The following is a 15,978-nucleotide window of genomic DNA, read 5'->3' as shown; positions in this document are numbered from 1 at the left end:
CCCCCGCCGAGAAAAGAAATAATTGTTTCACGAGTCCTGGGTCGTGAATTAACGGCAGAAGAACAATGGGTATTCACAGACAGCGAATTGGAAATTCCTCCCGGATACGTTTACGGCAGCAGCGCTTGGTATTATACCTTTGGAGGGGCAAAAGACGTTTATCACTTCTCTATCCATCGGTCTGTGCATGTGCTGAATCGTGATGAGGGGGAGTCTACTTCAAATGGTGCAAGTATACCGGCGATTTCTGGTATGTTTCCTATTGGTGTGCGGGGGCATGGAATTGGCTCTCTGATGATAAGTATTGCAATTGTTTGCAAATTGACCCAGGAATATGAAGATGAATGGCGGCTTAAGGCATATCAAACGATAATGGCTGCCTACAATAAAAAAAGACTTGAATATGAAGAGCGTCTTGCAGCAGCACAAGTTCAAGAGGGTGTTGAAATTGGCGGAAACAATCCACTTCTTAATCGCACTATTGAACGAGAAGAATTAAAAAAAGGGTGTATTACTCTCTGGACCGGTTTTAAATACAATGCTGTACCCGGAATAACTCATAATATCAATGCTAATGCTCCTAGTAATTATCCCGAAATTCATGTTGATAACGCTTTGGAAATGACTCAGGAAATTCAATTTTTGGAACAATCATTTGATTGGAAGAACATGACCTATGAGTTTTATCCTTACTACTGGGGGCGTAAAAAATATTGGCTTGATATTTATCCAATTAAAGATAACGACCCCTTGTTTGCAGATTTTTTACGTGCTGGTGCTGCCCGAGTACTTGTCCCTGTTCGTATTGAGGCAACTAAAGCAGTCCTTTTTTATCAACTTACCGGTAAAATGTGGCCAGGAGGCGATGTACCGCAATTTGATCCACCGGACCCTTCCGGAACAATTGTGGCTCCGGGTGTAGAAGATAATACCGATGCGGAATTTAAACTCTATAAAGAGTACGTTGCTGAATTACGAAACGAAAGTATGATTGGTGACATTAATGAGGATATAGTCATCGCACCAGATGACCCTGAGGCTTGGATGTTTAAGGTTCCAACCACGCTTGTGTGGTTGCAAAGTGATATGGAATTGCCGGATCTTGAAGCTGGCGCTACTGAGGATGACGAAGACAATGCCTAAATATAAATCATTTGCTGGAAGCAATACTTCTATTCTCATTGAAGTAGAAGAAGGAAGCACAGGAGAAGGCGGCGGTAACTTTAAAGACTCATTATCTGTGTTACCCGAAGTCATTCGTTCCTTTGTTGATTCAGTCGATAAAATACCTGCAAAGAAGAAACCAAAGGAGTTAAAAATTACGTTCAGCCTGAAGACCTTGGAGGATGGCAGTTTAGCCATAGCGTCTGGTCATGGTAATTTTAAAGTAAAAATGTTGTGGTCATCTAATCCGCCCTCTGCGGATGAGTTTACAAGTTAGTCTGAAACTTATAAGAAAAACCAAGGAGGATTTGTTTGGATCCCATTATTACTATTAACGCTTATTGATTTGCAAAACGCAATCACTTTGTACTTAACAATGCTTGGATTAATTTATTTTTAGATTAAAGGTCTATTTTATTTTGCAATGCGGTTCCGCTAATGCTGTCCATAATATGCTTTATTTCCTTGTCAACTGCTAAAGCAGCACGAATTTTTTTAAAATTACCATCAGGTATGTTAAATGCTTCAATGATATTAAGTGCATGTTCGTTATCGATACTATCGCTGCAATCGGCTATTTTAGTTTTAATGTCAATAATAGCATCTACTATTTCTTCTTCCTTAGATGAATCGAGTTTTCCAACAATTTCTCGTATCTCTTCTATGATTGCGGGGATTGTGTCATCTTTATTTTTCAGCAATTCATCATTATTTAATACCGTAAGGATAGCCAAAATATTTTCTTCTCTTTCACTCTCAGGTATTTTGGTAACATTGAGGCCGATTTTTGTTTTGTTTGATAGTGTTGGTGTATTTGGTTCATCATCTACGTGTTTGATTTGCTCCAAAAAACTATCTTTTATTATGTTACGGATTGCCTTTGAATCTTTATTTTTTTCATAGGATATATGCTCAAAATTAAATAATGACTTAAAATTGTTATTTTTTTCATAGAGGCTTCTTACTAAATAGCTATCGAGAGAATGATTATTTAGTCTTGAGTTACTGTTGAAATGGGCGTGCAAAATAGTACCTATAGAGTCCAAGTCTTCTGCATTTTGCAGTGCGCTTTTTAATGCAGTAGCGCGATTTTTCCCAAAATTTGTAAAATGTCGCAACCAAGAAAAAGTTCCAGTATCACGTTGATAGCCTTTTGTTGTTTTGTGATTCTTACGCCAGTCAAGATATTCATCAATTGCTTCGATTAAATCCTTTTTAAGCTCCCTTTCTTGATGGACTTTATTATGTTGTTCTTGAAGTGCCTTAGCTTCTCTCATTTCAGATATCAATGAGTTTATATTATTGGTTGAAAGTTTAAAAAGCTTGCCTCGTGTGTGAATTTCATTTTCTGTATAATTTATTAGATTATTACGAATAAATGTCACCACCTTATTTTCATATTCGGGAGTATCCTTAAGTAATGCGACTATAGTTGAGTTAAAGGCATCGTCCGTTGATTTTTCTAGTAGTGAGAACATTTTGTAAAAAATATCATCTCCACAATCCGGATTTATATTTAAATATAGAATTAAACCTAAGATTTGAGAAATCAGGTGTGCGTTAGATGTACTCTTTAAAGTCTCTTCAAAATTTATCAGATGACTCCAAGCATCTGATTTTACCTCTAGGTGAATTGCTAGCTCTTTAAATAAATTAAAATCAATTGGTTCTATTTTATCTTCAAAAGAAAACGCAATTAATCCTTCATTGGTTATCGTGGTTAAATAAAGTATTTTTACATTGGTGTTTGCACCTAAGTCTTCGCTATCTGAATTAATGCCGGTAAAATAAATCCTATAAGCATATTTTATTACTTGGAGTCCTGATTCTGTTCGCTTCCACTCATGAAAAGGGTCTTCCCAGTAATCATCTTTGCTATTTAGAGGGTTAAATTTTGCGTTCTTGAATCCTATTTGTTGAAAATTATGATGTAACAAATATTCTAAAATTTTCCCAAATTTTAATTGGGAATTATCATGGGGGGTTTCTTTAACCTGCTTTTCTAGTTTATTAATCCAAGTTTGAACAAGGATTTGATATTTTCCTAAGTCTTCTATAAAGAGATCAGAACGCCCAATATCCCTTGGTGTCAAAAGAGATTTGTCTGATTTTGTCTCCATATTATTTTCATAAATGTGATTGTATTTTTAATTATAGTCTGAATTTTTTATCCTGCTCTTCAATATCAACATCACAATGTAATCGACCCAATAATTTCAAAAAATAAGAAATACTTCGTGGAAAAACTACCAGAAAATCAGCCTCAGTTATTTTATGTAGGTGACAACTATCGTGAGCTTGGCTATCATTTTTATCAAGGGAATTATTAAGGATGAGGCCATGATAAGGATATTAATTGGTTTAGGTCTTATTTTAAGCAGCAATATACTCATTGCAAATACTACCCCGCAGTCGGGTACTAACTTAACCCCATGTTTTAACATGAATGAAGTAGAACGGGTTGGAAAACAAATTAATGAACTCTTACGCCATGAATTTTGCGAAAAAAAAATTGATCCCAAAAAATTCGCATCGATGAGCCAAAATATTTTGTCAAAAATCATGACTGAATCTTTTTTAGGCGTGGCTCCACCAGAAAATTGGCAGCAATTAACTGATGATATTATAAAAAACTGTCTTGAAAACAAGGAGCTGTGTAAAAAGGAAACTCGGAAAGAATTTGAAACATGTATCAAACCTAAAATACCTTTGATCTTGGTACAAGTGGGGCCTTGGTTTGCAGAACATTGTCCTCAATTGAATCAGTCATTAATTCAGCAATGGCCAGATAAAAAAGAAATCCTTAAAAAAACAATTAATGAAAACAAGAGATCCGAGAATACCTTGTAATTTTAGTTGAACTAAAAATAGAAATAAAACGGAAATCCTGATTGTTTGCATGGAGTCTTCTACATATCGCAGAAAAAGTCTAACTGTATTTCTACGCCCCGCAGACAAGCGCGGAGTGTAGGCAGAAACAAAAAATAAATCACTTTTGGATCAAAATGGTCAATTATAGTATAATATGAATTTTTTTAATTATTAATTCATTCAGAGAAATCAGCAATAAGCTATATTTTGTAACTGCTTTTTTCTCTACTGAATAAATAATGGGGAATATTCAATGAAAAAAATGGTTCTTAATTTTTTGATTCTTTTCATCACCTCAAGTCCTTCTTATGGCCAGACTCAAAATAAGACTACGGTTTCGGGTTGGCCAAACTACTTAGCTATGGGAACAATAACAAACGGAACTATGCAAGAACCAACTAATATTCGAATTGATTCAGTATTTACCTACAATGGCGCAGGGGGGGATGGAGATCCTGGAAAAATAGAAACCCCTTATAAAATTTGGAATATGATTAACATGGCCCAAAATATAAAAAAGAATACCGGTCATCCTGTTAATCCTGTTTTAGTTGAATACGGATGGCAACTCAGCGGAGGCTGGAATACAGACAGCGTGACTCATTTAGACGAACTCACAAAACATTTCTTTAATCTCATGTTTTTGTCTAAAACGTTGGAAGATAATGCATATAGCAATACAGGAACCTATGGCACCATATTATTAAATCCAGATATGCTTGGCTACCTAGGAAATACAAATCGCGTAGAAACAGTTCAGTCTTTAAATATACCCGTCGGTCAATCGGTTGCGAATGCATATTGCATGATGACTAAAAAAATAGATTACAATGACTTGAACACACCCAATTGTACTTATGGCTGGGATAATAAACCGGTAATAGCTCGTGGTACCCCAACTGATTTATTGGTATGGTTAAAGTCTAAAACGGATAATTATACTGCGGGTCAAGCTTTTTCCACTTGTGTTAATGATTATGTGATGCCCCTTTGTACTGCGGCAACTCCAAATAATAACATCCCTGATTTCTCAGATAATTTTAATGGTTGGTTACAAGCGCAAAACTGGATGGCCAAATATTTTGGACCTCAAGTTGCTCTTGGCGTTCATGAAAATATTTCTGCAGTACCAGAAGGGGGATGGTGGATTCATCAGGGCCCAACTGCTGTACAGCCCTATGTTAATAAGGTTTTGGCCGATTTAAGGAGCTTTGAATTATTTACCAGGAAATACAAACCTGATTTTATTTATTTTGATCGTTATGGCGCCGATGATTACAGCAGTAAATTTCCCAGCTTACTAATTAATCAGGCAACGTTTTACAATGATGCTGTATGGCAGAATTTTCTAACGATGAGCAAACAAATTAGTGAAGGGCTAGGACAACAAGCAGGAAAAAATTATATACCTGTTATGTTATGGCAAATTCCTGCTGCCCATATCCCTACACAAAGTGAGCCTATTTTAGAAGTTCATGAAGTAGGTTCTGCCCCGGTATATTTTTTTGGTGACTCAAACTTACAACCGGATTTAAGCAATAGTGCTTCCTGGATTAATGTTGATATTGCCCATTTACCCAATGGTTATAGTTTGTGCGCTGGCAAAAATGCGATTCAGTGTTTGACTTTAAACAACTTTAATTGGGCTCATAATAGTTCCGACCAATTAAAAGCAGCTGTTGATGCTCATATATTTTCAATTTTATGGGGAGCAGGTGCTTTTGCAACAGGGGTTTGGGAAGTTCCGGGGACAACTTTCCCAGATAATGGCTGGATGGCAAAAAAATTAGGAGTTTATTATAAAAAACCTCAAGCCTTCTGATGGAGCATTTTTTGTAATTGATAGCAAAAAATCCTCGCAAATAAGTGAATAACTCCAATAGTGGAGTTCTGAGATGAAAAAATCAATTAGCTCATCTTGCAGGGTTCAGTTTTTTCTTCAGCAGCTGTTATTTGCTGGGAGGCACCCTTTGTATGTTTGTTCCAGAATATGGCTTTAGCCAAACTTTTGTATGAAAGCATGTCCTCATTCGTAAAAAATACATTCCTGCTGAGATACCTGGAAATTGATGGATTATTGCCAGAAGAATAATTCTGCATGGCATTATTTTCTCCAATAAGATCCAGCGTGATACCGTTCCGCGCTTCATTTTTGTGCACACCATGCAAGTACAATTGTATGTCGCCCAGAGAATGAAGCGGGTTGGATTCTGATTTCTCATCCATAAAAGCGTCATCCATTTGGGGCGAGTCCAGGCCAAAAGTCCTTGCGACGCGGGGTAAATGGAAGGCACTGGAGACAACTGCAATGTGTTTGTGAGCGTGATGTTCGAGGTAATGGCGAAACGATTGAGCTTGTGTCAAGGTATTTTGACCGATGCTACTTTTCCTCGGATTATAAAGAGGTGCGATTGTAAATAATCGTGCAGGATAATAAGGCAGCGGTTCCTGACCTAATTTTTTTTGAAGTTCGGGATCTTTTAATGCTTTTTTTAAATCTTCATTATGGATTTTTCTGCCATTATAAAAAATAGGAATAACATAATCGTTTTCAGTTAATTCTTCAGGCTTTTTGCCGGCACGAAGTGCACATACTTGAGTTGCAATCTCAATGCCAAGTTTCATGCGATGAATGTCATCTACACGATCGAACTCCTCTTCTTTTCTTTTATTTTGTTGAATCAACTCGACATCGGCAATCTGACTTAAAACAGTTGTTCTTGCGGCGAGCACGTACACTAGATCAATTTCAGGAGTTGGAGTGGGATTTGTTGTTAATGCACTTTTTTTTAAATCACGTGTAAATATATTTTCTTCAGTGAATACATCTTCAAATTTCATCCCAAAAAATGATGGCTTTTTAATTGGTTGCTTAGGCATTAAGAATATTAGGTTGCATAAAAAAGAAGAAGTTATCTTATCAAAAATTTAAAGAGGTTTAAAATGTCTTTATTGGGGGTAGCTTGCCTGAGGGATTGTCGGTTTTTCATTAAAATCCTTCAAAACAGAGTATTTTGTTACACTAGTTGAGGTAGTATCAGATTCTAGCCCTCTTTTAATTATTCGGTAAGCAGCCTATGTTTTCTCTGCACTAAATTTTTTATAAAAGCAAATTGACTCCAAAAAGCTCCTTCCATCCCAGGTAATTCAATAAATTTATATGTAAGAGTAGCAACTGGAATTAATATAGCCACAACGCTAAAGCATGCTATAAATTTTTGTATGGGAGGACCTCCTACAATATGATGCATTAAGACAAATTGATTAACCGGAAATAATATAAGGTATTGAAGAAGATAGATACTGTAGCTTATCTGACCAAGAAATAGTAAAGGTTTAGAAGTCAATATCTTAGGCTCTCCTATGAGGACGCTTATAAATAAGACACCTGTTAGAAGGAAATGTTTGTAATCGAGCTGACCAGAAACGAAGATAGATACGATGAGCACTAATAAAGCCAGAGCTCCCAAAATAGATTTTATCCTTAATTGTCTTATGTTCGGATAATAATAACTTAACCATGCACCAAAGCTTCCGATGATGAAAAAAGGCCACAGCACATTTTTTAAAACATAAAAATCACGAAAAGTTAATACAAGAACAGATAAAATGATTGTAATCGCCATGAATGTGGAATGGCGATATAGAAAATATAAAGGAGGGAGGATCAAATAAAATTTCCATTCATAACTTAAAGTCCATGCAATTCCGATAAAGGAAAAGGCATTGGCCTTACCAAAATAGAGTTCTGGAGCACCTAAAAAGCCAAATGAAAATGTATCAATAACTGATTTAAGAGGAATAGAAAGGTTATGCGATATCTTAAAGGTTAGATAACAACATGCAATGATGGTCATGAAGGCAACAAAAAGATAAAGTGGAACTATTCGCCTGACTCGCGCTATATAAAAAGAGGCGGGATCGAGCTTATTTTCTAAGGCTTTTCTAGTAAATAAATAGGCAGTTAAAGCAAAAAAAACCTGTACACTAATAATACCTATACGATCCCCAGTTTCGTGTGTACTGACAATACCAAAATAAGTAAGAAGGTATTGATTCACATGACATGCTACAACGCCCAATGCAGCTAACCCTCTTAACCCATCTAAATGCTTATATCGATGATCTTTAGCTTCACTGATATTAAATAGACGCTTACAAGGTAATGCTATAATGAATGCTACAATAAAAAATCCAATAAAAAAAAGTGGCTGAATAATTTGATGCATAATTCTTGCTAGACCCCTTAGCCAATGAGTTAAAGCAATTTACTTGAATAGAATAAAATATTCAATGAGTATGAAAATGGATTTTATTAACTCTACCGAAAGTTTTCGTGGATTTGCGAGAGTCTTCAATACATATCTACTAAAGTAGGGTACGATCTATTTTAAAATTTTTTTTGTGGTATGAAGTTAGTATTGCATCGGTGCTAATTCATTAGGACACGGTGTTATTCGTTCTGCGTATTCCTCAATAAGTGATTGATTTTTTATCAATTTGATGTTATTATATTCAGGATCATTTTGAGATCCAGCTGTGTTTTTAGAAGTTCAGGCTCTGCTTCAAAATGGAAAAATCAAATAAAGTCTGTTTCCCGGGAGTAAGTCATGTGGTTCACTTTTGCTATTTTTGCCGCCATCTTATGGGGATTTAATTACGCGTTGGCTGAAAAAATATTGCACAGTATTTCACCTATTACATTATTGGCATTGGAAATGATAATTGGAGCAATATTATTTACTTGCATTTCCTTTTTTACCACCATGAAAAGAGACGTTGAAATATTAACAACAGATTCTGGTTTACTATTATTAACAATAGCCGAGATAGCGATTGTTCTCATCGCCAGTTATTTCATCACTGTTTCCATTAATCTTAAAAATGCTACGATTGCTGGTATTGTCGAATTAACTTATCCCATATTTACCATTATTTTTACTTGGTTTTTATTCAATCAGACTCATGTGAATTTTTCAGTCATTATTGGAGGGCTTTTAATTTTCATCGGTGTATTGGTTATCAGCTTGGCATAAAAACTTAAAGATCAGTTCAGTTGTAAGCTACCCAGACAATGCTTTCCCGCATTTTATAAATATGTATCCATTTATTTCTCAAGTCTGATTCACCATTTTGCCTGTTTATTTATTTATTGCTGCAGTATTATGTCGAGGATAAAACAGGAGTAACAACAAAAGGATTAGTCAATGAAAGCAGAAACTATAAAGAAGCAAATTAGTTTATATGATCAAAACAAAGGATATTTCAGGACGCTTAAGGATGAGCCGCATATTAGAGAATTACGAGAATTTTGTAATAACAAACTTGCAGGTATTGAAACCTTATCCCCATCTTTACTTTTAGAATTAGCCACGATTCTGATTGGTAAGAAGGATAGAGATGGAGATTCAACGAGCAGCCATATCTTTAGAAAACTTGTTGGTTATCTTGGTGGTTATGAAGCATTAGATTGTTTAAATAATCAGAAACAACTGTCAGCAGAATATGTTGTGTTTTTGGAGAAAAATTCTAAGCACGCCAAAGAATTAGCACCATTTTTGGCCTCTATTGGCAAAAAAATTCCCTCTTCTACCAAGACAATCGTGCTGCATGCAGCAGAAATGATTTCAGAACCAAAACAATTAGTAGAGATGTTCAAATACTTTAGGGAGTTTGCATTTGCAGAGGATGCTGTCCTTTATTTTGAAACACTAGACGTTCTTAATCGTTACGGCATAAATACAGATGAGGTGGTTCCGCTAATAAGTGAAGTAAAACAGCTTTTTAGCAAGAAACAAGCATTAGAAATGTTGTACAGTATTAACTCGCAATTATTCAATCGTAATAATGTAATTAACATCCTGAAATTACAAAATCCTTATCATTTTTATAAGTTGTTAGAGCTTCTTCCTAATACGCAAGATAACTTGAATAGATTATTTGTTGCTGATGGCATACTCGATAAGTGTTCTCACGCCGAAGAAATTATTAAGAATTTTAAAAGTGCGGGTTGGGAGTTACAGCCTTATTTGGAGTCTATTTTAAGTGTCGATAGAGATGGGCTCAAAATAGAATGTGCTACGGATAGACTAAAGGAAATGACAATCAATCCTGAGTTACTTCCCTTGATTTTAGAAACGATATTTGCACGCTCCAATGAAAGCATGGCATTAGTTAAAGCAGTGACTTTCTTAAATCAAGAGAACCTCGAAGAGGATGCGTTAAATCTAGCTTTTTCCACTAAATATCCTGAAAGAGTCGCTGAGGCAGTAGTAGCGCTTAAAAAGGCAAAGCTTTTTAATAATCAAACAACTGATGTTATTTGTTCTCATTCTGAGCATGCTCTTGGATTAGCACAAGCTATGATTCAATTGGGCTACTTCAACTGCACTGTTGATGCAGCCTATGATGGATTAGATCAATATCCACAAAGCGCTGACAAGGTAGCAAAGGTTATTGAGTACTTACAAGAAAATTCGCTGGTACATAATTTGAATAAGAAACCTGAAGTGGATAAAGGGAGAATTAAACTGTCTACTGATGTGGTTGTTACTTCAGTATGTAAAGCTGAATTAACGGATGACTCTTTGCTTAAATTATTCGAAATAATGAAGGCAGCGAATCTTTTAGATATATATAATCTTCATAAGTTAATACCCAAATTGAAATATGTTAAAACACTGACTAGTGCTGCACGTTGTTTGGCTAACAGCAATCAATTGGATCAATTAAATTTTGATAGCATAATCAGCGATCCTATCAATTCTATAGCCTTAGCAGAAAATTTAGGAGGTATCCCTTACTCGCCTTTATTACCTGAGATGATAGACGAAGGTGCTCAGGATTTTATAGCAATCAGAAAAGCTGCAAAAATTTTAGCATCGGGACAGCGGCGAGGACTTTTTTTTCCTAAGCTAGAACCAGAAAAACTCCAATCTTTTGAAAAAGCGACGCATCGAAAAATGGCCGCCATACAAAATGAAACAATGATAAAGATTGCTCAGTATACAAGTGAGCATCATTTAGAAAGGGCTACTGAGCATCACATAGCGAATAGCTCTTATTTTTCTATATTGAATCCGAAGTAAGAAATAAAGCAAGAAGGTTGGGAAGGCTTCATCTTCTTTCTTTAACGCGTAAGTATATTAAACTTGGCGGCACCAAAACAGTTAATCTTGGAGTTGTTGGAAGTAAAAGGTGATGCTTGATACCCCAAGAAGGATTTGCAGCATTTATCGAAACGCGCAAATCCAATTGGAGCGAAATAAAAAAGATAAAAATAAGTAATTAGACGTATAACAGCTTATTTAGGCTGTTTAGTATTTTCTTCATCTTGCGGAATTGCTAAAGCTTCACGAACCATATTACATGCATGTTCCAGTTGCTCTGCTTTTGCTTTCAAATGCTCCATGTGGATCGTGTTTAATGATTTACCTGACCAAAGAGTGCTGAATGCATTTCCCATATCGCATTTATTTGCAACGATGGGATCGAAATAAAGTCGACAAAAGACGGCCATGCTAAAAAATTTCAGTAAGCTGGAAATAACTTCTAGGATGTTTAGCGTATGATGATCTTTAAGCTGTTCTATATCTGTTTTTGTTATTACATCACTTAATTCTTTGGTTTGTTCTAATTTAAATCGAATAGCTTCCTCAACCGAATGCCCCTCAAATTTTTTCTCACGAATGGCATATAATTGACCTAAAAATTTTACACGTAAATTAACATCTTCATTGTCTGTAGGTACATCATTTTTTTGAAGCCAATTCGTTTGCCTAAAGATTTGCTCATCAAGTATAGAAAAATAGTAAGCAAGAATTGCATTGAAGAGCGTTTTTTCATTAAATATTACTGGCCATAGGGCGTCTGAAATTTCTTCATAGGTATCAATATTGTTGTGACGTAGTATAGACTCTACAGCAAAGTTCAATAGTGTATCATCAAAATCATGGGGATATTTTGATAAAATTCTTTTAGCACTTTTTGTTATTTTTTTTACTCTGTGTGCAAAATCTTCGGCTTCTTCTGCATATATTTTTGCTAGTGACATCTTACTTTCCCAAAAAATTTTCATTTATTATACATTTTTTGCAAATTAAAGAACAGTCTGGGTGATTTTTATGAAAAAATGAATAATTAAAAAAAGAAATGAGTGCAGCTGATTAAGTCGCAATCCTGGTTGCGAAATAACCAGATTAGTTTGCTTCTCGGTTTATATCAAAAATAACAATTTGCTCAAAATCGACCTTAGCTAGCGTTTACTTTTTCTTGTCAAATTTTTTAATAACCAACGGAAAAAATCTCGAACAACTTGTCTTACAAGAGTATTTTTACTCATTGTTACGAATATAGAAGGCTGTGATGTCGTAGTTTTTTCTTGGGAAGGTGGGGGTGAGTCCGTTGTTGTGCTTTGTTTTTTTGCTGCAAGCATTTCAGTGGCTGAGGGCGGATTTTCCCGACGAGAATAGCGTTGATACAAATGAGATTTGTTAAGTATTTGCTGGACTTCGGCTTCAGTTAATACACCCATTCTTGATTCTGGCGGCCTTATCAAACAATGAATTAATGGAGTGGGCTCTCCTTCTGCATCAAGAGCGCTCAAAAGTGCCTCCCCAATGCCTAAAGAAGTGAGCATTTTCTCTGTATCATAATAGGTTGATGGAGGAAAGTTTTGTGCGACTAATTTCATTGTCTGTCGATCTTTTGCTGTAAATGCACGCAGAGCATGCTGAATTTTCAACCCGAGTTGTCCTAAAACCGCCTCGGGAATATCGTTAGGCGTTTGCGTGCAAAAAATTAAGCCTATGCCTTTAGAACGAATTAATTTAACAATTGTATCTAATGTGCTTAATAAGGCTTTACTGGCATTTTTGAAAATCAAATGTGCTTCGTCAATGAATAAAACTAATTTTGGCTTATCGGGATCACCTAATTCAGGTAGTTGACGATAAATATCGGTAAGTAACTTTAACATAAAAGTTGAAAACAACTGCGGTCGATCCTGCATGTCCATTAAACGAATAATGGATATAATTCCCTGGCTGTTTTCGTTATAGTGTAATAAATCTGCAATTTTAAATGCGGGCTCACCAAAAAAATCTTTTCCACCTTGTGATTCTAATTCAACAATTTTACGCATAATGGAACCAATAGAAGCGACAGCAACGCTGCCATATTGTGATTCTATTTCTGCATTACCTTCTTTACTTTGTACGTATTGTAACAAAGCTTTAAAATCTTGGAGATCAATGAGCGGCATAGAGTTGTCTTTAGCGTATTCAAAAAGAATAGTGACGACACCAGCCTGAGTTTCGTTGATCTCTAACATTCTCGAAAAGAGTAATGCACCAAAATCAGAAACAGTTGTACGTAAAGGAACTCCAGGAACGCTGCTTAGAGTATATAACTCTACAGGGAAACCGCGGGGAGTAAACGATAACTGTAAGGACTTACACCGTTTCTCAATACCGGGATTGACTTCTCCTGGCATTGCCAAACCAGAGATATCGCCTTTAATATCCATTACCAGGCAAGGAACTCCAGCTAAGGACAATTGCTCGGAAAGTACTTGTATGGTTTTTGTTTTTCCGCTTCCTGTGGCTCCAGCAATCAAGCCATGGCGGTTAAATGATTTGAGCACGAGATTAACGGGGGCATTTTCTAACACCTTATCCTCAGCAAGAATGCCTCCTAGATCTAAGGAGGCAATGCCATTGGGTGCTTGATAAGGAACAGTCAGATCTTTATACATACAAACATCCTTGTTGCACTGAATATTTATTAATTATACTCGTTATTTTAGATTATTTCCGGATATGTATTCTTTTTACAATCTGGTTAACAAATAACTTTCTTTAAAGAAACTCATTTTGAATTAATCCAACTGATTATTAATGGCTGTTTGCAAACCAAAGCACACTCGTTAATCAACCTTGCCTCCTACCTATTGGATGAATGTTGCATTCTTTCATCGTTTCTCAATTGGCAGATTTGCCCTAAGACTAACTTTCTGGGCAAACAGCTTAAAGGTGCTGGCTTTTGACTCATAAAAAGGAGGCATATCCGTGTCCACAGTATTTTTTTGAGGAAAGCATCATCATCTCATAAGTTTATCTTCATCAGTTTTTCAGACTACGAGGAAATTAAATGATCTATATGGTCAAATAATGGTCTATAATTATACTTAGTTTCGCGGACCTTATCTTCGAACAGAGAAAGGAAGCATTTACAAAGAAAAAGTTGAATATGATGAAAAAAAATATAAGGATTTGTATCTATTCAGTTTTTATTTTTTTATTCTTTATCTTTGGTTCTGCCTATGCTAAAGATGAAGGTGAACCTTCTCGAGTTGCTCGATTAAGTTCCATCAATGGCTCTGCAAGTTTGCTACCCGGAGGGGAAACTCAATGGGTAAAAGGCATTATCAACCGTCCATTAATAACCGGCGATCGTATATGGTCAAGTAATAAATCATTTCTCGAATTACAGCTAGGCTCCACAACGGTACGCATGGGTAATCAAACGAGCCTTAAAATTCTAAACCTGAATCAAAAAATTTCCCAATTACAGCTTTCCAGCGGGACCTTAATTGTCAAAGTAACCCATTTAAATCCTCGGCAAACAATTGAAATCAGTACGCCCACCCTTGCTTTTATAGTAACAAAACCAGGTTATTATCGAATTTTTGTCAACAATCAAGCTAAAATAACGCTCATAAGCGTAATAAAAGGAAGAGGGAAGGTGTATGGTCCAAAAAGTTCTTACATTATTACACAAGGAAAATCCTACGCTTTTGGAGTAAATCTAAAACTATTTAAACCCACAGGTATTCCTACACCTGATGATTTTGAGCGTTGGAGTCGTATGCGGGATCGTATAGGCAAAGGTATTACCCGATATGTATCTACCGAAATGATTGGTGAAAAAGATCTGCAACTCTATGGAACTTGGAAAAAAACCTCTAAATACGGTCAGGTTTGGATTCCGAATAAAGTGAGTACAAATTGGGCCCCTTATCGTACAGGTCAGTGGGTATGGATTCGTCAATGGGGTTGGACCTGGGTGGATGATGCGCCTTGGGGATTTGCTCCATTCCATTATGGTAGATGGGCTTATCTTGAAAGAAGATGGAGTTGGGTCCCTGGACCAAGATATGCCCAGCCTGTTTATGCGCCTGCTTTGGTAGCATTTGTAGGAGGCAACAATTTTAACCTGAGACTGGGTACTGGTGTGCCTGGAATTGCATGGTTCCCTCTCGCCCCGGGAGAAATCTATATTCCTCCAGCCACACTGGGACGTAATTATTTCATCAACGTCAATATAAATAACACCCAGATTAATAATACTTATGTAAATAATATTTACGATAATAGAAGCACCAATATTTTCTATCAAAATGTAAATATAGCACCCGCAATAACTGCGGTGCCAACGCAAACATTCGTTAATTCGCAACCGGTTAACCAGGCAGTGGTAAATGTTCCTTCCCAAATAATACAACAAGCGCCTAAAACCCCTATTGCAGCGATTGCACCTGAGACTACCAGTGTATTAGGAGGAAGTTCCGCGCAATCTCAACCACCCAAAGAAATTTTAGATCAAGCAGGAGTAGTAACGGTTGCTCCTCCAGCACCTCCTGCTCCTTTTTCTGAAGAGAAAAAACTACTGGAAAAAAACCCAGGAACTCCTTTATCCACACAGGAAGCACAATCTTTAAAACCATTGCCAACTGAATCAGCCGAAAAATTAGATGTAGTTAATCCAACACAAACGTCTACTCCTATTAATGAAAAAATTATCGATCAAGCCCCAGTACCTGATCCAGCATTGATTAAAACTCAAGAAGAACAGTTATCACCTTCCCAACCAGAACAACCACAGGAACAAATACAACCACAGGAACAAATACAACCACAGGAACAAATACAACCACAGGAACAA

General features: G+C 36.2%; 11 protein-coding genes and 1 pseudogene. 7 read left to right on the top strand and 5 right to left on the bottom strand.

From position 1 onward, the window contains the following. Together Ltuc_RS12460 and Ltuc_RS12455 are read left to right on the top strand one after the other, a co-directional pair. Nucleotides 1–1,143, top strand: a pseudogene (locus Ltuc_RS12460) (hypothetical protein); the annotation flags it as partial. Beyond that, nucleotides 1,124–1,441 (top strand): CU044_2847 family protein, encoded by a 318-nt coding sequence (locus Ltuc_RS12455; protein ID WP_238584144.1) that lies wholly within the window; start codon nucleotides 1,124–1,126, stop codon nucleotides 1,439–1,441. The pseudogene Ltuc_RS12460 and the gene Ltuc_RS12455, both read left to right, overlap by 20 nt. A gap of 124 nt (nucleotides 1,442–1,565) precedes the next feature. Here Ltuc_RS12455 and Ltuc_RS12450 read toward each other — a convergent pair whose 3' ends face one another. Then, nucleotides 1,566–3,284: a hypothetical protein gene (locus Ltuc_RS12450; protein ID WP_058521693.1), complete on the bottom strand. Its 1,719-nt coding sequence runs from the start codon at nucleotides 3,282–3,284 to the stop codon at nucleotides 1,566–1,568. A 220-nt stretch (nucleotides 3,285–3,504) separates the two neighbouring features. Between Ltuc_RS12450 and Ltuc_RS12445 the strand changes: the two genes are divergently transcribed. After that, nucleotides 3,505–4,014: a hypothetical protein gene (locus tag Ltuc_RS12445; RefSeq protein WP_058521692.1), complete on the top strand. Its 510-nt coding sequence runs from the start codon at nucleotides 3,505–3,507 to the stop codon at nucleotides 4,012–4,014. A 274-nt stretch (nucleotides 4,015–4,288) separates the two neighbouring features. Further along, complete coding sequence (locus Ltuc_RS12440; protein WP_058521691.1) at nucleotides 4,289–5,857, top strand: hypothetical protein; 1,569 nt, start codon at nucleotides 4,289–4,291, stop codon at nucleotides 5,855–5,857. A gap of 86 nt (nucleotides 5,858–5,943) precedes the next feature. On the opposite strand, the gene Ltuc_RS12435 is transcribed toward Ltuc_RS12440, so the two are convergent. Then, entirely contained in the window at nucleotides 5,944–6,876 is a 933-nt protein-coding gene (locus Ltuc_RS12435) for a hypothetical protein (RefSeq protein WP_133138312.1), read from the bottom strand. A 218-nt stretch (nucleotides 6,877–7,094) separates the two neighbouring features. Then, the gene (locus Ltuc_RS12430) at nucleotides 7,095–8,264 is read right to left on the bottom strand and encodes an acyltransferase family protein (protein WP_058521689.1); all 1,170 of its coding nucleotides are present in this window, start codon (nucleotides 8,262–8,264) and stop codon (nucleotides 7,095–7,097) included. Nucleotides 8,265–8,645: 381 nt separating this feature from the next. Here Ltuc_RS12430 and Ltuc_RS12425 point away from each other — a divergent pair, with 381 nt between their 5' ends. Together Ltuc_RS12425 and Ltuc_RS12420 are read left to right on the top strand one after the other, a co-directional pair. Then, nucleotides 8,646–9,071, top strand: coding sequence for a DMT family transporter (locus Ltuc_RS12425; RefSeq protein ID WP_058521688.1), 426 nt, complete (start codon nucleotides 8,646–8,648; stop codon nucleotides 9,069–9,071). 171 nt (nucleotides 9,072–9,242) lie between these two features. Continuing rightward, nucleotides 9,243–11,123, top strand: a complete 1,881-nt coding sequence (locus tag Ltuc_RS12420) for a BTB/POZ domain-containing protein (RefSeq protein WP_058521687.1) — start codon at nucleotides 9,243–9,245, stop codon at nucleotides 11,121–11,123. Nucleotides 11,124–11,338: 215 nt separating this feature from the next. Here the strand turns inward: Ltuc_RS12420 and Ltuc_RS12415 are convergent, their stop codons facing one another. Both Ltuc_RS12415 and Ltuc_RS12410 read right to left on the bottom strand, forming a co-directional pair. Next, nucleotides 11,339–12,088, bottom strand: coding sequence for a hypothetical protein (locus Ltuc_RS12415; protein ID WP_133138313.1), 750 nt, complete (start codon nucleotides 12,086–12,088; stop codon nucleotides 11,339–11,341). 201 nt (nucleotides 12,089–12,289) lie between these two features. Next, the gene (locus tag Ltuc_RS12410; RefSeq protein ID WP_058521685.1) at nucleotides 12,290–13,789 is read right to left on the bottom strand and encodes a helicase HerA-like domain-containing protein; all 1,500 of its coding nucleotides are present in this window, start codon (nucleotides 13,787–13,789) and stop codon (nucleotides 12,290–12,292) included. A gap of 494 nt (nucleotides 13,790–14,283) precedes the next feature. On the opposite strand from Ltuc_RS12410, the gene Ltuc_RS12405 reads away from it, so the two are divergent. Then, a partial coding sequence (locus Ltuc_RS12405) for a DUF6600 domain-containing protein (protein WP_157064619.1) occupies nucleotides 14,284–15,978 on the top strand: 1,695 nt, incomplete at its 3' end.

The sequence above is a fragment of the Legionella tucsonensis genome, from assembly GCF_001468035.1.
Classification (GTDB): domain Bacteria; phylum Pseudomonadota; class Gammaproteobacteria; order Legionellales; family Legionellaceae; genus Legionella; species Legionella tucsonensis.
Note: the sequence above shows the minus strand (reverse complement) of the source record. Positions and strands in the feature narration are given on the sequence as shown.